The following is a 20827-nucleotide window of genomic DNA, read 5'->3' as shown; positions in this document are numbered from 1 at the left end:
CGAGCGGCTCGTGCTTGCAGCGGACCCCGCGCTTACTTGACCAGCGTACGCCACTCGGGATGAGCGTCGGTTTTGCCCGACACCAGATCGAAATAGGCTTTCTGCACACGCTCGGTGACCGGGCCGCGGCGCCCGATGCCGATATTGCGACCATCGACTTCGCGGATCGGCGTGACTTCAGCGGCAGTGCCGGTGAAGAAGGCTTCATCGGCGATGTAGACCTCGTCGCGCGTGATGCGCTTTTCCACGACCTTGATACCCAGCTCATCGGCCAGAGTCAGTACGGTGCCACGGGTGATGCCATTGAGACAGGCCGTGACTTCCGGGGTGTAGATCACACCGTCTTTGATAATGAAGATGTTCTCGCCCGAGCCCTCAGCAACATAGCCTTCCGGATCCAGCATCAACGCTTCGTCGGCACCGCCGGAAATGGCTTCCTGTAGGGCCAGCATCGAGTTGATGTACGCACCGTTGGATTTCGCCCGGGTCATGCTGATGTTGACGTGGTGGCGAGTAAAGGAACTGGTGCGCACCTTGATGCCCATCTCCAGCGCCTCGTCCCCCATGTAGGCGCCCCAATGCCAGGCGGCTACGATCACGTGGACCTTCAGACCACTGGCACGCAGCCCCATGCCTTCGGATCCGTAGAAGACCATCGGGCGAATGTAGGCGCTTTCCAGATTGTTCTCGCGAACGGCGGCGCGGGTCGCCTCGTTGATTTCTTCCTTCGAGTACGGCATCTGCATGTTCATGATGTGCGCCGAATCGAACAAACGATCCGTATGCGCCTGCAGGCGGAAGATCGCGGTGCCGGCTGGAGTGTTATAGGCGCGCACACCTTCGAAAACGCCCATGCCGTAATGCAGGGTGTGAGTCAGGACATGGGTGGTCGCGTCGCGCCACTGAACCAGCTCACCGTCATACCAGATCACACCATCACGATCGGCCATCGACATTGTTGCCACCTCGGAATTCGATAAATGCTGTGTTTGCAGACGAGATCAGCTGAGCCCCAGCTCACGCCAGATGCGCATTACCGCGCGACGCTCGTCATGAAATTGGTCCCCACTCACGACCCCGGGCAGTTTCTGCAGTGATTGCCGGTGGGCTGCGGCGCGGTATGCCTTGTAGGCATCCTGCAGCAGCCGAACCTCATCGCCGGTCATCAGCCCGGCCTGCTCCAACCCATCGAGAATGCGGATGTTATCGGTATAGCGCAGCAGTTGCGGATGCTGGTGCGACCACGCCAAAGCCGCGTATTGCACCATAAATTCGATATCCACGATACCACCGGCATCCTGCTTGAGATTGAACTCACCGTCGGCCTGGAAGGCCTTGTCTGCCGCGCCGGCCTGGGTGGTGCGGGTGCCGAGGTTGTCGCGCATCTTGGTGCGCATCTCGCTAACTTCGCGGCGCAGCTGTTCGAGATCACGCGAGCGCCCGAGCACCGCGGCGCGCACGTTCTCGAAGTTCGCAGCCAATTGTGGGCAGCCAACCAGCACCCGCGCTCGTACCAGAGCCTGATGTTCCCAAGTCCAGGCTTCCTGGCCCTGATAGCGCTCGAAAGCGCTCAGCGAGCTGACCAGCAACCCGGAAACGCCCGACGGCCGTAGACGCATATCGACTTCATAGAGCTGGCCGGAAGTGGTTTGGGTCGTCAGCAAATGAATAATGCGCTGCCCCAGGCGAGTGAAGAACTGAGCGCCGTCGATCGGCTTGGCGCCGTCGGTTTCGGCACCCGGATCGCCGTCGTGAATGAACACCAGATCCAGGTCTGAGCCGTGACCTAGCTCGAGCCCCCCGACTTTGCCATAGCCGAGGATGATGAAAGCCGGGTCGCAAAGCGCACCATCAACCCGCCGTGGCTGACCATGGCGAGCCACCGTATGCCGCCAGGCCAGCGCCAGCACCTGTTCGAGAATCGCTTCAGCGAGCCAGGTCAGGTAATCGCTGACTTTCATCAGCGGCAAGGTTCCGGCGATTTCCGAGGCAGCCACACGCAGCCGATGCGCCAGCTTGAAATGCCGCAGCGCTTCCATCTGCTGCTCCAGGTCATCCTCTGGAATGCGCGCCAGCCGCTCACACAATTCCGCGGCGAGTTCCGGCGCCTGTGGTGGACTGAATAGTCGCCCGGCGTTGAGGAGCTCGTCCAGCAACAAGGGAAAACGGGCAATCTGCTCGGCAATCCAGGGGCTGCCTGCACAAAGCTCCAGCAGCCGCTGCAGCGCACCGGGGTTTTCCGTCAGCAGCACCAGATAGGCCGAGCGACGCGCGACCGCCTCGACTAGCGGTAGCACTCGCTCCAGGACCAGATCGGGATCGTCCTGTTCGACAGCCTGCGCCAGAAGCCGAGGGATGAAGGCATCGAGCCGCTCGCGCCCGAGGCGCTGCATGGTTCGGACCTGATTGCCGCTGCGCAGAGTAGCGAGACGCTGACATGCCGCTTGGCCGTCTCTAAAGCCGGCATCAGCCAGTTGTCGACTGGCGAATTCTTCGTCCCAGTCCTGCTCCCACAAGGGTAACCATTCGCCGCCGACCAACGACTCGCCTTCGGCGTTTTCGTCTTCATCGGGATCGGCAATGACCTGCCGAAAATGCCAATCGACCCGATCGCGCCAATGCAGCAGGCGCGCATGAAAGGTTTCCCAATTGTCGAAGCCGAGCATGAAGGCGACGCGGTCACGATCGATCTGGTTGTCTGGCAACATTTGCGTCTGACGATCGTCGATGGCCTGCAATGCATGTTCGGTGTAACGCAGAAATTCATACCCCTCGCGTAGCTCCTCAACTGCAGCAGGCGGCAGGTAGCCCTGCGCGGCGAGCGTTGCCAGCACTTTCAGCAGGGGTCGCTGCTGCAAACTCAGATCGCGCCCGCCGTGAATCAGCTGAAATGCCTGGGCGATGAATTCCACTTCGCGAATACCGCCAGAGCCGAGCTTGATATTCGCCGCCACGCCCTTGCGCCGCACCTCCTGCTGGATCAGCTGCTTCATGGTCCGCAGCGCATCGATGGCAGAGAAATCCAGATAACGGCGATAGACGAACGGCCGCAGCATGTCGAGCAGCTCCTTGCCCGCATCCTGATCGCCGGCGACCACGCGCGCCTTGATCATGGCGTAGCGCTCCCAGTCGCGCCCTTGGTCCTGATAATACTGCTCCAGCGCATTGAAGCTCAGCACCAGCGAGCCGGATGAGCCATAGGGCCGCAGACGCATGTCCACGCGGAAGACGAAGCCGTCGAGAGTCGGCGCATCGAGCGCCTTGATCAGCCGTTGCCCGAGGCGCACAAAAAATTCCTGATTATCCAGCGAACGCTTGGCGCCGACGGTTTCGCCACCCTCCGGGTAGCCGAAGATCAGGTCGATGTCGGAAGAAAGGTTGAGCTCGCGTGCGCCCAACTTGCCCATGCCAAGGATGACCATATGCTGCGCCCGACCACTGCGCCGACCGGTCGGGACGCCGAACTGCTCGCAGTGCCGTGTATAAAGCCATTGATAGGCAAGATCGATGCAGGCATCGGCCATGTCGGTCAAGTCGCCGCAGGTTTCGGCGAGGTCTGCCTGGCGGGTCAGATCGCGCCAAATGATTCGAACCTGCTGGCGGTTGCGAAAACGCCTCAGCATGCTCGACAGGCTGTCTTCATCGCTGCAGTCGATCAGCGCTTCAGCGAGCATTGAGCGCATTTCGCCAGCCTGTAGCGAACACTCCAGCAGCCCGACTTCAGCCAGCTGCAGCAGCATCTCGGGATCTCGGCTAACCTGCTCAGTGACAAAATCACTGGATGCACAGACACGGCTGAACGCATCGCGGCGCTCAGCCGGCCATGCGCCGAAGCACTTGGCCGCATGCTCCGACGAGTCGCGTATCGTACTGAGGAACGACTCCTCGGCACGGCTGACCAATGGCAATAATGACATCGGTAATGCAACCAGTGATGGCAAAGTCATATAAAGTTCCTTGTGCCGATGGTGGTTACGGGACAGCTGAAGACCCCGAGCTAGAGCCCACGAAGTAAAAAACAGCGAGCTAGGCCGACTCGCTGCGGCTGTAGTTTTACTACGAAAGAATGTCACAGGGGGCTGAATCAGCCGTCGTTTTGTAGTAAAACTACAGAGCCCGGTTCTACCCCCGGCAACATCCAAGAACATATAGACGCACCGGCCCACAAAGCCGGCAGCGAAGCAGGCAACCGATTCTGGAAGCCTTTCCGCCCTGGAGCAAGCCATGCAAGATCTCGATCCCGTCGAAACCCAGGAATGGCTGGACGCCCTCGAGTCAGTACTCGACCGTGAAGGTGAAGACCGCGCCCACTATCTGATGACCCGGATGGGGGAACTGGCCACCCGTAGCGGCACGCCACTTCCTTACGGCATCACCACGCCGTACCGCAACACCATTCCTGTCACCCGCGAAGCCAAGATGCCCGGCGATCTGTTCATGGAGCGCCGCATTCGCTCTCTGGTCCGCTGGAACGCGCTGGCGATGGTGATGCGCGCGAACATGAAGGACCCGGATCTAGGTGGACACATCTCCACCTTCGCCTCCAGCGCGACGCTATACGACATAGGTTTCAACTACTTTTTCCAGGCACCTACCGAGGAGCACGGCGGCGACCTGATCTACTATCAGGGCCACGCCTCGCCGGGCATCTACTCGCGCGCCTTCCTTGAAGGTCGCCTGACCGAAGACCAGATGCTCAACTTCCGCCAAGAAGTCGATGGCCAGGGACTCTCGAGCTACCCGCACCCGCACCTGATGCCGGACTTCTGGCAGTTCCCGACCGTTTCCATGGGCCTGGGCCCGATCACCGCGATCTACCAGGCACGCTTCATGAAGTACCTGGAAAACCGCGGCTTCATCCCCAAAGGCAAGCAGCGCGTCTGGTGCTTCATCGGCGACGGCGAGTGCGACGAGCCGGAAACCCTCGGCGCCATCTCGCTCGCCGGTCGCGAGAATCTCGACAACCTGGTCTTCGTCATCAACTGCAACCTGCAGCGTCTGGACGGCCCGGTTCGCGGCAATAGCAAGATCATCCAAGAACTGGAAGGCGTGTTCAAAGGCGCCAACTGGAATGTCAACAAGGTCATCTGGGGCCGTATGTGGGACCCGCTGTTCGCAGTCGACGATGACGGCCGCATGCAGCGCCGCATGGATGAGGCGATCGACGGCGAATACCAGAACTACAAGGCCAAAGACGGCGCCTACGTGCGCAAGCATTTCTTTGGTGCCGATCCTGAGCTGCTCAAGCGCGTCGAGAAGCTATCCGACGAGGAAGTCTGGAAGCTCAACCGCGGCGGCCACGACCCGTACAAGGTTTATGCGGCCTATCACCAGGCGGTCAATCACAAGGGCCAGCCGACGGTCATCCTTGCCAAGACCATCAAGGGCTACGGCACCGGTGCCGGTGAGGCGAAGAACATCGCCCACAACACCAAGAAAGTCGATATCGACAGCCTGAAGAAATTCCGCGATCGCTTCGATATCCCGGTCAACGATTCGCAGCTCGAAGAGCTGCCGTTCTACCGTCCGGCCGAAGACAGCGCGGAGATGAAGTACCTGCGCAAATGCCGTGAAAAGCTCGGTGGCTCGCTGCCACAGCGCCGGCCGAAGAGCTTCAGCATCCCGACACCGCCGCTGGAAACACTCAAAGCCGTACTCGACGGCTCCGGCGATCGCGAGATTTCCACGACCATGGCCTTCGGCCGGATCCTTTCGCAACTGGTTAAGGACAAGGACCTGGGCAAGCGCATCGTGCCGATCCTTGCCGACGAAGCGCGTACTTTCGGTATGGAAGGCATGTTCCGCCAGTTGGGTATCTACTCCCCGGTAGGGCAGCTGTACGAGCCGGTAGACCGCGACCAGGTGATGTACTACCGCGAAGAGAAGGACGGCCAGATTCTGCAGGAAGGCCTTAACGAGGCCGGCGCATTCTCGTCCTTCATGGCCGCGGGTACCGCCTACAGCAACTACAACCAGCCGATGCTGCCGGTCTACATCTTCTATTCGATGTTCGGCTTCCAGCGCATTGGTGACCTGGCCTGGGCCGCTGGCGATGCCCAGACTCGCGGTTTCCTGCTGGGCGGCACCGCTGGACGCACCACGCTGAACGGTGAAGGCCTGCAGCACGAGGACGGTCACAGCCACATCCTGGCCAGCACCATCCCCAACTGCCGCAGCTATGACCCCACCTACGGCTACGAGCTGGCGGTGATCATGCATCACGGCATGCACGAGATGATGGAGCAGCAGAAGAACGTCTACTACTACATCACCGTGATGAACGAGAACTACCAGCAGCCAGCGATGCCGCAGGGCGTTGAGGATGGCATCATCAAAGGCATGTATCTGCTCGAAGAAGCCAAGGGCGACTTCAAGCACCGTGTGCAGCTGTTGGGCTCCGGCACCATCCTGCGCGAAGTACGTGCCGCAGTGGAGATTCTCGCCAAGATGGGCGTGGGCGCCGACGTCTGGAGCGTCACCAGCTTCAACGAGCTGCGCCGCGATGGCCTGGCGGTAGGCCACTGGAACCGCTTGCATCCGACCGAGGAGCCACGCAAGAGCTACGTCGAGCAGTGCCTGGCAGGCCGCGAAGGTCCTGTCATTGCTTCCACTGACTACATGAAGCTGTTCGCCGATCAGATCCGTCAGTGGGTGCCGTCCCGTGAGTATCAGGTACTGGGCACCGACGGCTTCGGCCGCAGCGACTCGCGCGCCAAGCTGCGTGACTTCTTCGAAGTCGACCGTCGCTGGGTCGCCGTCGCCGCGCTGCAGGCACTCGCCGATCGCGGCGCCATCGAACGCAAAGTCGTGGCCAAGGCCATCACCGAGTTCGGTATCGACCCCGAGAAGCGCAATCCGCTGGATTGCTGATGCTGCGTGCGCACAGGAGAACCTATTGTGAGTGAAACCATACGCGTACCCGACATCGGCAGCGGTGAGGGTGAAGTAATCGAGTTGTTCGTCAAGGTCGGCGACCGTATCGAAGCCGACCAGAGCATCCTGACGCTCGAGTCCGACAAGGCCAGCATGGAAATCCCTGCGCCCAAGGCGGGCGTGGTGAAGAGCCTGAAGGTCAAGCTCGGCGACCGCCTGAAAGAAGGCGACGAATTGCTCGAGTTGGAAAGCGAAGACGGACAAAGCAGCGAGGCGCCGGCGCAAGCCGCCGCCGAGCAGGCCGGCGCGAGCAGTGGCGGCCCCGCCGATGAAGCTGAAGCACCGACCCCTCTGGGCGATGAAAATCCTTCGGCTTCGGCCGATGAAGGCGAATCGCAAGAGATCAAGGTTCCGGATATTGGTTCTTCCGGTAAAGCCAGTGTCATCGAGATCTCGGTCAAGGCCGGCGACACCATCGAGGCCGAACAAGCGCTGATCACGCTCGAATCGGACAAGGCCAGCATGGAGATTCCGTCTCCCGCGGCTGGCGTAGTCGAGAGCATCTCGGTCAAAGTGGGCGACGAACTCGGTACCGGCGATCTGATCCTGATTCTCAAGGGCGCGGCAGCAAGCAAGCCGGCAGAGGCCAGCAGCGCACCGGCAAGCCAGACGCAGAGCGTCCCTGAGGAAAAGCTGACCGAGCAGGCGGCTGAAGAACCCGCTGGCGAGTCTGTGGAAGAAGTTCGCATCCCGGATATCGGCTCCAGCGGCAGCGCCAGCGTCATCGAGGTAATGGTCAAGGCTGGCGACACCGTAGAAGCGGATCAGTCGCTGATTACCCTCGAGTCCGACAAGGCCAGCATGGAGATTCCTGCGCCGAAGGCTGGTGTCGTGGAGTCGCTATCGATCAAGGTGGGCGACGAAGCCAAGACCGGCGACCTGATCCTGACGCTGAAGGTGAAAGGCGCGGCCCCGGCAAAGAAAGCCGAGGCAAAGCCTCAGGAAGCCGCACCGCAGCAGCAAGCGGTCGCGCCGAACAAGCAGGGCGTACCAGAAGCCAAGGCGGCCGCCACTCCAGCTCCGGCAGTGAGTGGTCCAAGCAAGGCTGGCTCCAAGGTACACGCCGGCCCGGCGGTACGCATGACTGCACGCGAGTTCGGTGTCGAACTGGCTGACGTTCAAGGCACCGGCCCGAAGGGGCGCATCCTCAAAGAAGATGTCCAGGCCTACGTCAAGAGCATGATGAACAAAGCCAAGCAATCGCCGGCTGCGGCGGGTGCTACCGGCGGCGCGGGCATCCCATCGATCCCGGAGGTGGACTTCAGCAAGTTTGGCGAAGTCGAGGAAGTCCCGATGACTCGCCTGATGCAAGTCGGCGCCGCCAACCTGCATCGAAGCTGGCTGAATGTTCCGCATGTCACCCAGTTTGAGTCTTCCGACATCACTGAGCTGGAAGCTTTCCGCGTTTCGCAAAAGGCTGTCGCAGAGAAGGCCGGCGTCAAGCTGACCGTGCTGCCGCTATTGCTCAAGGCCTGTGCACACCTGCTCAAGGAACTGCCGGAGTTCAATGCCTCGCTGGCTCCGAGCGGCAAGGCGGTCATCCGCAAGAAATACGTGCACATCGGCTTTGCGGTGGATACGCCGGACGGCCTGCTGGTACCGGTAATCAAGAACGTCGATCAGAAGAGCTTGTTGCAGCTTGCAGGCGAAGCGGCGGAGCTCGCCGAAAAGGCGCGCACCAAGAAGCTTTCGCCAGATGCCATGCAGGGTGCCTGCTTCACCATCTCCAGCCTCGGTCACATTGGCGGTACTGGGTTCACGCCGATCGTCAATGCACCGGAAGTGGCGATTCTGGGTGTTTCCAAGGCAACCATGCAGCCGGTATGGGATGGCAAGGCCTTCCAGCCTCGCCTGATGCTGCCGCTGTCGCTGTCCTACGATCACCGCGTTATCAATGGCGCCGCGGCAGCGCGCTTCACCAAGCGTTTGTCTGAGCTGCTGGCAGATATCCGCACGATGCTGCTGTAGTTTGATGCTAAATAGCCCTGCCATCCGGCAGGGCTATTTACCTCAAGCCTCAAGCCTCAAGCCTCAAGCCTCAAGCCTCAAGCCTCAAGCCTCAAGCCTCAAGCCTCAAGCCTCAAGCCTCAAGCCTCAAGCCTCAAGCCTCAAGCCTCAAAGCTTGGGGCTTTTCGCTTTTATTTGCAGATGAGAGACCTGCCTACCCTTTCTGCAGATTTCTAAACAGGAACGACAACGCTTTTGCCAGCGCTTCGGCGCCTTCGGGATCGCGCAGAATAGTTAACCAGGGATCACCGTCTGTCGGGCTGGTGAAGACGCAGACGACGCCATCAGACGGACATTGATATTGAAGATAGGGATCCATACCGAAAACCGAAAGACTGCGGTTGCGCACGGCGATATTGCCGTGCGCGTCGCGCCGTTCTTCGCGGATACGCAGTTCACCGGGCGCACCCACGCTCAGGCGATAATCGAGATCCTGCGGATTGGCCTGACCGACTTGGTAGGCCGCTCGCAGCCCATAGGATTCAAGCAGAGCGTTACTGTGGGCAAGCAGGGCTTTTCGCTCATCCGAGGTAAGATAAAGCGCCTTGAGTTCGGCCAGATATCTCGCCGGTTCGTCGGAGCCCAAGGTGTTCGATTCATCAGCTTGCAGCGGCAAGCTGGCAATTAGAAAAACCGAGATCAACAGTAACTTCGAAAGCCGACTTGTCAGTCCCTGCTGCATGATGCACCCTTGCCATGATTAATATTATTTAGCCATCGCTTCGCCATCAAAGGCGCCTAAACTGGGCTAACGAAGCGATTCACGCAGCATACTGGAAGCAAACCGCTCGATGAAAATACATACCGATGCCGCCAGCCGTTTGGCGACCGAGGTTGTGACGCAGTTGCCAGTGCCTTCAAGGCTCGGGATGCTGCGTTTCGAGCGTTTGAATGAGTCCAGCTGGGCATTGCTTTACCTGGACCCCGTTTGTGAACGATACCTGGGCCAACCGGCTCATGAGCTCTGCTCGTTGATCGATTCGCCCTATGCCAGCTTGATGGAACCGCAGGTGCGCCTGCAGATGCACGATGTAATCCAGGCGCAACTGGCCATTCAGGGCCATTATTCTGTCCGTTATTGCCTGCACGCGATCGATGGCCCGCTGGATTTGCTGGAGATTGGGGAAACGTGTCAGCAGTATGGGCGAGAATTGGTCCGCGGCTACCTGGTCGTCGAACCGTATTCGATTGGAACAACCGCGGCACCGGAATTACCGGACTCAATGCTCAAGCCGTCAGCGGATTTATATCAGCAAGCCCAAGACGTACATCTCGAACACTTGATTCGTTCACGAGCTCAGCAGAGCTTGATCGTACGCCTAGCCAGGCACCGCTACAGCTCGGCCAACCCCCAGCTTGAAGCAGCCAAGCTGATCACCCAGGCCGCCAGCGAAGCCTACGGAATTTCACGAGCCGCTATCTGGCACCTGAACGGCAACCAGCTGGAAGCCGTTGCTGCGTACCGGCGCGACAACGATAGCCACGAATACCCGTCGGCATTGGACATATCGACCTGCCCCCGGTACATGGACGCGCTGCACAGCGGCCGTGCCATTGACGCGTCGAACGTTCTGGAAGACCCACGCACCCAAGAGCTAGCCGATAGTTTCTTCAAGCCGCGCGGAATCACCTCGATCCTGGATGCGACCATTCGCGTCGGCGGTGAGGTAATCGGCGTACTCTGTCTGGAGCATTCCGGTTGCGCACGTACTTGGCATGTCGACGAAGTGGCATTCGTGGGCGAACTCGCCGACCAGTACGCGCAGGTGTTGGCCAACCAGCAGAGACTCAGCGCCACACATACGTTGCACTTGTTCCAGCGTGCGGTCGAGCAGAGCGCGAGCGCCTTCATTCTGGTCGACAGGAACGGCGTGGTCGATTACGTCAATCCGAGCTTCACCGCCATCACTCAGTATTCCGCCGACGAAGTACGAGGGCGTCGCCTCACCGAATTGACGACGCTGGAGAATCTCAGCGATCTTCTTTTCGATACGTCATCCAACCTGGCGCAGAACAACAGCTGGCAGGGCGAGTTTCGTAGTCGGCGCAAGAACATGGAGCCGTACTGGGGACAGCTGTCGATATCCAAGGTGTTCGGCGAAAACGGTGAGCTAACGCATTACATCGGCATTTACGAAGACGTAACGCACAGCAAGCTGGCGCAGCAGCATATCGAGCGCCTTGCCTACACGGACAACCTGACCAACCTCGGCAATCGCCCGTTCTTCATCCGCAGCATCGAAGAGCGTTTCGCCCACAACAAGGATCCGCAGCTGTGCCTGTTGCTGGTTGATATTGATAATTTCAAGCGCATCAACGACAGCCTGGGTCATCAGACCGGCGACAAGTTGCTGACCAGCCTCGCACGACGTCTGCGTAACAGTTTGAACCGTGACAGCGTGTTGGCCCGCTTCGCCAGTAATGAATTCGCCCTACTGCTTGATGACATGGACCTCGAAGAAGGCCTGCGTTTGGCGAATCAGGTGCTGCGCATCCTCGACAAACCGCTGTTCGTCGATAAGCAGCTGATCAGCGTAAGCGGGTCCCTGGGCTTGGCCTGCGCACCACTACACGGCCGCGACCCGGAGACGCTGATGAAGCACGCCGGCCAGGCGCTGCACAAAGCCAAGGCCAACGGCAAGAATCAGGTCCAGGTCTTCACCGAAGCGCTGCACGCCGAGGCCAACTACAAACTGTTCGTGGAGAACAACCTGCGCCGTGCGCTGGTGCAGAACGAGCTCGAAGTGTTCTATCAGCCAAAGCTCTGCCTGCGCACCGGCCGATTGCAGGGGCTAGAGGCACTCCTGCGTTGGAATCATCCGGAAAAGGGCATGATATGCCCGGACCAGTTCATCAGCGTTGCCGAAGAAACCGGATTAATCATTCCTATCGGCAAGTGGGTTGCACGTGAGGCCTGCCGGATGGGTATGCAGCTTGCTGCACTAGGCATCGGCACACCGCAAATGGCAATAAACCTGTCGCCCAAGCAGTTTTCCGATCCGGACCTCGTCGGATCCATCGCCGCGATTCTTTTCGAAGAGCGGTTGCCATCAGGCTTTCTGGAATTGGAGCTGACTGAGAGCCTGCTGCTCGATGCGACCGAGGAGACGCGTCAACAGCTGATCGGCCTCAAGGCGCTCGGTGTGACGCTGGCGATGGACGATTTCGGCACTGGCTATTCGTCGCTGAGTTATCTGAAGAAATTCCCCATCGACGTGATCAAGATCGACCGGAGCTTCATCAAGGACATTCCGGGCAACCAGGACGATATCGAAATCACCTCGGCTGTGATCGCCATGGCTCGCAACCTCCGCCTGAAGGTTGTAGCAGAAGGCATCGAGACAACCGAGCAACTGACCTTTCTGCGTCATCAGCGCTGCGATATCGGCCAGGGCTATCTGTTCGACAAGCCCATCCCCAGCAACCTGCTGGTCAATTCGCTCCGACGTTACCCGCACTGGAGCTGATCCTTTCGTCAGCCCACCGCTTACGCAAAGGCGCTTTGGTTTTGCCTCTTGGTAGCCTAGGCTTCCAGTAGCCCTTACGACTATCAGGCTCGAGGACCATCATGACCCTGCGCTCGCAAATTCTCGTTCACAAACAGGCTCTTCCCGATGCGGGCCAAGCCCTGCCCGGTCGCGCCGCGGCGGTACCTGTTCCGGCGGCCCACTTCGTCAATGGCAATCCCCTGCAACCACCGTTCCCAGCTCATCTGCAGCAGGCGCTGTTCGCCATGGGGTGTTTCTGGGGAGCGGAGCGGCGTTTCTGGGAACAGCCTGGCGTCTGGACAACAGCAGTGGGCTACGCCGGAGGCCACACACCGAACCCCACCTATGAAGAAGTTTGCTCTGGCCTTACCGGACATACCGAAGCGGTATTGGTTGTGTTCGATCCGCAGGAAATAACTTACGACGGGCTCCTGAAGCTGTTCTGGGAGGCGCACAACCCGACCCAAGGCATGCGCCAGGGCAACGATATCGGTACCCAGTACCGCTCGGCGATCTATTGCTTCGATGCTGCTCAGCTAGATCAGGCGCGAGCGAGCGAAGAGCGCTTCCAGGCAGAACTGGAAAGACAGGGATTCGGCAACATTACGACGGAAATCGCCGAGGCGCCGTTGTTCTATTATGCCGAGACCTACCATCAGCAGTACTTGGCGAAGAATCCCGGCGGTTATTGCGGGCTTGGCGGCACTGGCGTGTGCATGCCGGCCTGACGATCGCTCATGAGCGCGCGATGAGCGACGCAGCACAAAGGAACATCAATCCACGAACCATGGTTTGGGCAATAAAAAGAAACCCCGCCGAAGCGGGGCCTTTGCAGACTGAATCCTGACATCCGTGACCTGCGCCATCCTGGCGTCGTTCCTCTACGCTTCCGTATTCTTGTGTGCGCTTCCATACGCGGCGTCTGTAATGCGAAAGACTACCGAGCGGTCGAACGCAGCTGTAGTAGCCATCTGCCCCACGATCTGTAAGTAATTGCTTACAAGGAACCGTCCATTGGCTCAAGCTTGTAAGTGATTAACTACAAACGGTGCAGAGCTATGACTGGTGTAGTGGCGCAGCGTTCCCATACATGGCTAATTAATTTCATTGTGCCTGTACGGATTAATCAACTTAAAAATGCGCGGCGTCGAGCAAGTACAGCGAATCACTGCCCGCCCTGACTGATGCGCTCAGCGAGTGGATACGTGGTAGCAATCGCGCAAAGTAGAAGCGTGCCGTCCCGAGTTTGCTGGCGTAAAAATCATCCTTACCTTCCTTGCCCAACGCAGCAGCCGCCATCCGCGCCCACATATAGGCGTAAGCCGTATAGCCGAACACATGCAGATATTCCACCGAGGCGGCGCCGATCTCGTTGGGATTGTTCTTCGCGCTATCGAGTACGAACGCCGTCAGCTCATCAAGATTCTCTAGGGCGGTCTCAAGCGGTGCGACGAACTCTGAAAGCTCCGAACCTGCCGCGGCACAAAAGCTTCGAATCTCGTCAGCGAAGACGTTGTAAAGCTCGCCGCCGCTGCCCACCACTTTGCGACCCAGCAAATCCAACGCCTGGATACCGTTGGTGCCTTCATAGATTTGAGTGATGCGGCAATCGCGCACCAGTTGCTCCTGGCCCCATTCGCGGATAAAGCCGTGACCTCCGAAAATCTGTTGCCCGTGTAGCGTTGTTTCCAGGCCCATATCCGTGAGGAAAGCTTTGGCTACCGGTGTCAGCAGCGCCACCTGCGCTTCCGCACGCTGCCGTGCCTCACCATCTTCGCTGAACTTGGCTATGTCCAGCTGCAGCGCGACATAGCTGGAGAAGGCTCGCCCGCCTTCGTTCAGCGCTTTCATAGTCAGCAGCATACGGCGAACATCAGGGTGCACGATAATCGGATCGGCCGCTTTATCCTGCTCGACCGGGCCGGTCGGTGCGCGGCTCTGAATACGCTCGCGCGCGTATTCGATGGCGCTCTGGTACGAGCGCTCGCCCGTGGAAAGCCCCTGAATGCCAACGCCCAGGCGCTCGTAATTCATCATTGTGAACATCGCCGCCAGGCCCTTGTTCGGCTCGCCAACCATCCAGCCAGTGGCACCATCGAAGTTCATCACACAGGTAGCCGACGCCTGAATGCCCATCTTGTGCTCAATAGAGCCGCAGCTCAGGCTGTTGCGCTCATCTAGGCTGCCGTCCTCGACCATCAGCTTGGGCACCAGGAATAGCGAGATACCGCGCGAGCCTGCAGGCGCGTCCGGTAATTTTGCCAGGACCAAGTGGATGATGTTCTCGGTCAGGTCGTGCTCACCCCCAGTAATAAAGATCTTGGTACCACTGATCTTGTAGGAACCATCTGCCTGGGGCTCGGCCTTGGTCCGAATGATGCCCAGATCAGTGCCCGCATGCGGTTCGGTCAGGCACATCGAGCCCGCCCAGACGCCGCCATACATATTTGGCAAGTACTTTTGCTTCAGCTCTTCGCTGGCATGTGCATAGATCGAGAGGCAAGCGCCGGACGTCAACATCGGATAGAGACCGAACGCCAGGCTTGCGGAGTTCATCATCTCTTCGACCTGAGCCGAGATCGCCTTAGGCATGCCCATGCCGCCGTATGCCGGGTCGCCACCGACACCCACCCAGCCACCTTCGGCATATAGACGATAAGCCTCTGGATAGCCAGCAGGTGTACTGACCGCGCCTTCGGTCCAGTGGCATCCCTCTTCGTCACCGCTGCGATTGAGCGGTGCGATGGTGTTGGCGGTGATCTTACCCGCTTCCGCAAGAATGGCATCGGCGGTTTCTGCGTCGACGACCTCGGCCAGTGCAGGCAACGTCTGCCAAAGCGCTGGTGCATCGAAGACTTCATTCAGGATGAAACGCATATCACGCAGCGGCGCTTTGTAGTCAGCCATGGAAAAGGACCTCGCAGAAAACTCATCACCGGCCGGTTTGGCCGCAGCAGTTCGGCGAGTCTAACTGAAGACCAACCATTGGCCGAAGCGTCCCAATCTGACCAATTAATTCTCACCATGACCGCGAAGTCAGCATTAGCTTCGCATTCAAACTCTCAGAATGCGATTTGCCGAGCCGCCAACAAGATATAAAAAAGCCCGCACATGGCGGGCTCAAACAGAGCGAACGGACTAGAAGGCGAACTGGTCCGCCGACAACTTCATCAGGCTCGAGCTTCCCGCCTCAATTGCGGCCTTATGCGCGGCTGTGCGTGGCAACAGTCGGGCAAAGTAGAATTCGGCGGTGGTCAGCTTCGATTGATAGAACGCCGTATCACCGTCCGCTGCGTCCAGCTTGCCCTGGGCCACCACCGCCATGCGCAGCCAGAAATAGCCGAGGATCAGATAGCCGCAGTACATCAGATAATCCACAGACGCCGCGCCCACTTCGTCCGGGTTCTTCATCGCGGCCATTCCGATTCGAGTGGTGATTTCGCCCAGCTTGTGGTTGAGCCCCGCCAGCTGCGCCACGTAGGTCTGCAGCTGAGGATGCTGCGCATTGGCTTCGCAAAATTTATGCACCAACTTGGTAAAACCAAGCATCAGCTTGCCTTGGCTGCCGAGCACCTTGCGCCCCAGCAGATCCAGTGCCTGGATGCCGTTGGTGCCCTCGTAAATCGGCGCGATGCGGCAGTCGCGCATCAGCTGCTCCATGCCCCATTCACGGATATAGCCGTGGCCACCAAATACCTGCATGCCGAGGTTAGTCACCTCCAGTCCGGTGTCGGTCATGAAGGCTTTGCAGATCGGCGTGAGGAAGGCGAGTAGACCTTCAGCCTCCTTGCGCTTGTCTTCTTCCGGGCTGTGCAGCTGATCGAGCAACTGCGCGGTGAAATAGGCGAGCGCCCGGTTGCCCTCGTTGAATGCCTTCATGGTCAGTAGCATGCGGCGCACATCGGGATGCACGATGATCGGGTCTGCCGGCTTTTCCGGGAATTTCGCCCCGGTCAGGGCACGCATTTGAAGGCGCTCGTTGGCGTACAGGATCGCGCCCTGGAAACTCGCCTCGCCGTTGCACAAACCCTGCATGCCGGTGCCCAGGCGCGCATGATTCATCATGGTGAACATGCAGTTCAGCCCCTTGTTCGGCTCGCCGATGAGAAAGCCGGTAGCGCCATCGAAGTTGATCACGCACGTGGCCGAGGCCTTGATGCCCATCTTGTGTTCGATAGAGCCACAAACGACGCCGTTACGCTCGCCCGCTTCGCCGTCGCCGTTCGGCAAGCACTTCGGCACGATGAACAGTGAGATCCCCTTGGTACCGGCTAGCGCATCGGGCAGCTTGGCAAGCACTAGATGCACGATGTTCTCGCTCATATCGTGCTCGCCTGCCGAGATAAATATCTTGGTGCCGCTGATCGCATAGCTGCCGTCAGCCTGGGGAACCGCGCGGGTCTTGATGATGCCCAGATCCGTGCCGCAATGGGATTCGGTCAGGCACATGGTGCCAGTCCAGCGGCCCTCCGTCATGCGGCTCAGATAGGTCTGCTTCTGCTCGTCGGTACCATGGGCAGCAATCGCGGCCATCGCGCCGTGGGTTAGTCCGGGATACATGCCGAACGAGGTATTGGCCGAGCCGATCATTTCACCGATGACCAGCCCCAGCGAATGCGGCAGGCCCTGGCCGCCAAATTGGGGGGCCGAAGCCAGCCCCATCCAGCCGCCTTCTGCGTACTGGGCAAAGGCTTCCTTGAAGCCCTTGGGCGTGGTCACCACACCGTTGTCGAAATGACAGCCCTCCTCGTCACCGCTGCGATTGAGCGGTGCAAGTACCTGCTCACAGAACCTGGCGCCTTCCTCGAGAATGGCGTTGACCATGTCCGGCGTGGCGTCCTCCGCCCCGTTAGCGGCATAGCTACTGTGGAAATCGAACACTTCATCGATCAGAAAGCGCATGTCGCGCAGGGGTGCCTTGTAGGCGGGCATATTGTTCTCCAGAAGACGGCGCGGTGCGTGGTTTTATCTCCGGCACGCTACTGGTAGATCATCCGATTCAACAATCACATTGCGGGCGATGAATGCGTCGTCATAACCGCTACGCGTCGGCCGCGCGCTGTTTCGCTGTGCGCACGGCACCTCGGCGGTTTTCGCCATGGGCACGTACGCAGTTACGCCCTGCCCCCTTGGCATTGTAGAGCGCCTGATCCGCGGCCTTGATGACTTCATCCGGGCTGCGCTGTGTGGCCAGCCGCTCGGCAACACCAATGCTGATGGTCACCGAAACCGACTCGGCGGCACCGCCACCGCGGCGCTGGCGACCCTGTTCGGTCGCCTTCGGTCTACTGACCTTGTCGCGCAGCTGCAGCGGATAGTTTTCCACTGCCTGCCGTACGGCTTCTAGATGCGGCAGGCAATGCTGCAGGTCGCGGCCGGGGAATACCAACGCAAACTCTTCCCCGCCGTAACGGTACGCCCGCCCGCCGCCGCCGACCTTGCGCAGCCGGCTCGCCACCAGCCGCAGTACCTGATCGCCTACATCGTGGCCGTGGGTATCATTGAACGCCTTGAAGCGATCCACGTCCGCCATGGCAATGACATATTGCCGGCCCAGCCGCTGCAGGCGCTCGTTCAGGGCCCGGCGCCCAGGCAAACCTGTCAGTTCGTCACGGAATGCCATCTGGTAAGCCTCCTGGGCGATGGCCAGTACCAGTATCAACATCATCAGACTGCTCATGACATTGAGCGCGCCCGGTTGGCTGAATACTTGCGGCAGCATCAGCAACAATCCGACCAAGGCGACGAACTGGGCAGCGTGAACAGGCCGCGGTCGCCGCAGGTATTGCACCAGCAATCCCACCAGCGCCAGCAGAAACACTGGATAGGCGAGCTGTATCAGTTGCAGCCAGTCCGACTGCAGCGACGGCCAACGAATTTCTACCAGCCAGTCGTGCATCGTGTCAGGAAAACGCCGCGTCAAAGCCAGTGCAACCGCAGCCACGGCAAACAGGACAGCAATTCGCGCCAGGCCGTCCTGTAGCAGATGTGTCCGTTCCTGCCACAACCCGTACAGGCCGTAAAGCAGCGGCAGCAGCAGGCTGCAAAGATGAAAGGTCAGTGCCGCCTCAGGCAGCAAAGCCCCACTGGCACGATAATGGTCCGCCTGGGTATCCAACAGAAAATAGACGATATAGACCACCAGCAGCAGGCAGGTCTCACGAACCCGTGCATAGGCGATGCAGAACGCACCGCCAAGCAACAGCAGGACGGTGGGCAGCACGTTGAACAATGACGTGAAGAATTCGTTGAGGCTCGGTTGCCGCGCAGTCACTAGCCCGCCGACCAGCAATGCCAGCGGGGCATAGAAATGGCTGAAGCGCGCGACATCCAGACGAGGCACAAAGGCTCCGACGATTGATCGTGGAAAGCAGGCATTGTGCCTGTATTCGATCAGGCAATCACCCAACCAGATAGCAACATCGGGTGCGGTAGGATTACCGAAACGAAAAAAACCGCTGCCGGGGCAGCGGTTCCTTTATATCGCGGAGCCTCAGTAGGCCAGCTCGAAGTGAGCCTCGTCCATGTCCATCAGGTTGTCGGCGCCGGACAGCATGGCTTCGATATGAGTGCGGGTGCGCGGCAGAATGCGCTGGAAATAGAAGCGCGCGGTCTGCACCTTGGCGGTATAGAAGCCGTCGGCATCTTCGCCGGCTGCGATCTTTTCGGACGCCAGACGCGCCATGTCGGCCCAGAAATAGGCCAGGCAGGCGTAACCGCAATACATTAGGTAATCCACCGAAGCGGCACCGACTTCTTCGCGGTTCTTCATCGCGGCCATACCGACCTTCATGGTCAAGTCGCCCCACTCCTTGTTCATCCTGGCAAGCGGCTCGACGAACTGCTTGACCGACTCATTGCCCTCGTTAGCTTGGCAGAACTTGTGAATGACTTTGGTGAAACCCTTCAGCGCTTCGCCCTGGGTCATCAGCACCTTGCGACCCAGCAGGTCGAGCGCCTGGATGCCGGTAGTGCCTTCGTACAGGCAGGAGATGCGGCTGTCGCGGACGTTCTGCTCCATGCCCCATTCGGCGATGAAGCCGTGGCCACCGTAGATCTGAACGCCGTGGTTGGCAGACTCGAAACCAACTTCGGTCATGAACGCCTTGGCGATCGGGGTGAGGAAAGCAAGCATCGCATCAGCGGCCTTGCGCTGCTCTTCGTCCTGGCTGCGCTGAACGATGTCGACCTGCTTGGCGGCGAAGTAGAGCATCGCGCGGTTGCCTTCGGCGAACGCCTTCATGGTTAGCAGCATGCGGCGCACGTCCGGATGCACGATGATCGGGTCAGCAGCCTTCTCCGGCGCCTTGGGGCCCGTCAACGAGCGCATCTGCAGACGCTCACGCGCATACTTAATGCCGCCCTGGAAGCCGATCTCAGCATGGGCCAGGCCCTGCAGGGCGGTACCCAGACGCGCCGTGTTCATGAAGGTGAACATGCAGTTCAGGCCCTTGTTCGGCGGGCCGATCAGGAAGCCAGTGGCAGCATCGAAGTTCATCACGCAGGTAGCATTGCCGTGGATGCCCATCTTGTGCTCGAGCGAGCCGCAGGACACGCCGTTGCGCTCGCCCACACCGCCTTCGGCGTTCGGTAGGAACTTTGGCACGATGAACAGCGAAATACCCTTGGTGCCTTGTGGCGCATCGGGCAGGCGAGCCAGAACGATATGGACAATGTTGCCGGCCATGTCGTGTTCGCCAGCGGAAATGAAGATCTTGGTGCCGGAAACCTTGTAGCTGCCATCGGCCTGAGGCTCGGCCTTGGTGCGCAACATGCCCAGGTCGGTGCCGCAATGTGGCTCGGTCAGGCACATGGTGCCGGTCCACTCGCCGGAGACCAGCTTGGTCAGGTAGGTCTCCTGCTGCTCGGGCGTGCCGTGCTCGTGCAGGGTATTCATCGCACCATGGGACAGGCCGGGGTACATGCCCCAGGACCAATTGGCTTCACCAACCATTTCGCTGATGGCCATGCCCAGCGACTCCGGCAGACCCTGGCCGCCGTGCTCGACGTCATGCGCCAAGCTCGGCCAGCCGCCTTCGACGAACTGCTGGTAGGCCTCCTTGAAGCCGGTCGGCGTTTTCACACCGCTTTCGCTCCAGGTACAACCCTCGATGTCACCTACGCGGTTGAGGGGGGCAATCACCTGCTCACAGAACTTTGCGCCCTCGTCGAGGATGGCATTGACCATATCCGGAGTGGCATCTTCACAACCCGGAAGGTTCTGATAATGCGCCTCGTAGCCGAGCAATTCGTCACGTACGAAGCGGATATCGCGCAAGGGGGCCTTGTAGTCAGGCATAGCGTAAACCTCAGCGGTGGGTTCTTTGGTTCAGGTGACCGGTCGACAGTCACGCGTGATTTGGGTTGTGACTGCCGAGGAGTTGCACGACAGATCAAAC

At 59.6% G+C, this 20827-nt stretch carries 11 protein-coding genes; 4 read left to right on the top strand and 7 right to left on the bottom strand.

All coding sequences use genetic code 11. The features are described from left to right. Window positions 1–32: 32 nt before the first annotated feature. Together ilvE and glnE are read right to left on the bottom strand one after the other, a co-directional pair. Window positions 33–956, bottom strand: coding sequence for a branched-chain-amino-acid transaminase (gene ilvE / locus D7241_RS13700; protein ID WP_255977621.1), 924 nt, complete (start codon window positions 954–956; stop codon window positions 33–35). 45 nt (window positions 957–1001) lie between these two features. Further along, on the bottom strand, window positions 1002–3947 hold the full coding sequence (gene glnE / locus D7241_RS13695; RefSeq protein ID WP_408101970.1) for a bifunctional [glutamate--ammonia ligase]-adenylyl-L-tyrosine phosphorylase/[glutamate--ammonia-ligase] adenylyltransferase: 2946 nt from the start codon (window positions 3945–3947) through the stop codon (window positions 1002–1004). A 277-nt stretch (window positions 3948–4224) separates the two neighbouring features. Between glnE and aceE the strand changes: the two genes are divergently transcribed. Further along, window positions 4225–6870: a pyruvate dehydrogenase (acetyl-transferring), homodimeric type gene (gene aceE / locus D7241_RS13690; RefSeq protein ID WP_408101969.1), complete on the top strand. Its 2646-nt coding sequence runs from the start codon at window positions 4225–4227 to the stop codon at window positions 6868–6870. 27 nt (window positions 6871–6897) lie between these two features. Then, window positions 6898–8901, top strand: coding sequence for a dihydrolipoyllysine-residue acetyltransferase (gene aceF / locus D7241_RS13685; RefSeq protein ID WP_408101968.1), 2004 nt, complete (start codon window positions 6898–6900; stop codon window positions 8899–8901). Between the two features lie 193 nt (window positions 8902–9094). Here the strand turns inward: aceF and D7241_RS13680 are convergent, their stop codons facing one another. Beyond that, window positions 9095–9622 carry a hypothetical protein gene (locus D7241_RS13680; protein ID WP_255977629.1) on the bottom strand — a complete coding sequence of 176 codons (528 nt, stop codon included), beginning with the start codon at window positions 9620–9622 and terminating at the stop codon, window positions 9095–9097. A gap of 109 nt (window positions 9623–9731) precedes the next feature. On the opposite strand from D7241_RS13680, the gene D7241_RS13675 reads away from it, so the two are divergent. Continuing rightward, a complete protein-coding gene (locus D7241_RS13675) occupies window positions 9732–12407 on the top strand; it encodes a bifunctional diguanylate cyclase/phosphodiesterase (RefSeq protein ID WP_255977631.1) in 2676 nt (891 codons plus the stop codon). A gap of 101 nt (window positions 12408–12508) precedes the next feature. Further along, window positions 12509–13156 carry a peptide-methionine (S)-S-oxide reductase MsrA gene (gene msrA / locus D7241_RS13670; protein WP_408101967.1) on the top strand — a complete coding sequence of 216 codons (648 nt, stop codon included), beginning with the start codon at window positions 12509–12511 and terminating at the stop codon, window positions 13154–13156. A 403-nt stretch (window positions 13157–13559) separates the two neighbouring features. Here msrA and D7241_RS13665 read toward each other — a convergent pair whose 3' ends face one another. From D7241_RS13665 to D7241_RS13650, 4 genes are all read right to left on the bottom strand, one after another. Next, the gene (locus D7241_RS13665; RefSeq protein WP_408101966.1) at window positions 13560–15335 is read right to left on the bottom strand and encodes an acyl-CoA dehydrogenase C-terminal domain-containing protein; all 1776 of its coding nucleotides are present in this window, start codon (window positions 15333–15335) and stop codon (window positions 13560–13562) included. Between the two features lie 231 nt (window positions 15336–15566). After that, on the bottom strand, window positions 15567–17360 hold the full coding sequence (locus tag D7241_RS13660) for an acyl-CoA dehydrogenase C-terminal domain-containing protein (protein WP_408101965.1): 1794 nt from the start codon (window positions 17358–17360) through the stop codon (window positions 15567–15569). Between the two features lie 109 nt (window positions 17361–17469). Further along, entirely contained in the window at window positions 17470–18771 is a 1302-nt protein-coding gene (locus D7241_RS13655) for a diguanylate cyclase (protein WP_408101964.1), read from the bottom strand. Between the two features lie 150 nt (window positions 18772–18921). Beyond that, window positions 18922–20727 (bottom strand): phenylacyl-CoA dehydrogenase, encoded by a 1806-nt coding sequence (locus tag D7241_RS13650; protein ID WP_408101963.1) that lies wholly within the window; start codon window positions 20725–20727, stop codon window positions 18922–18924. Between the last annotated feature and the right edge of the window lie 100 nt (window positions 20728–20827).

This window comes from Stutzerimonas sp. VN223-3, from assembly GCF_045999685.1.
GTDB lineage: Bacteria > Pseudomonadota > Gammaproteobacteria > Pseudomonadales > Pseudomonadaceae > Stutzerimonas > Stutzerimonas stutzeri_AR.
The sequence above is the reverse complement of the archived record's forward strand: the minus strand, read 5'-3'. Positions and strand labels throughout refer to the sequence as shown.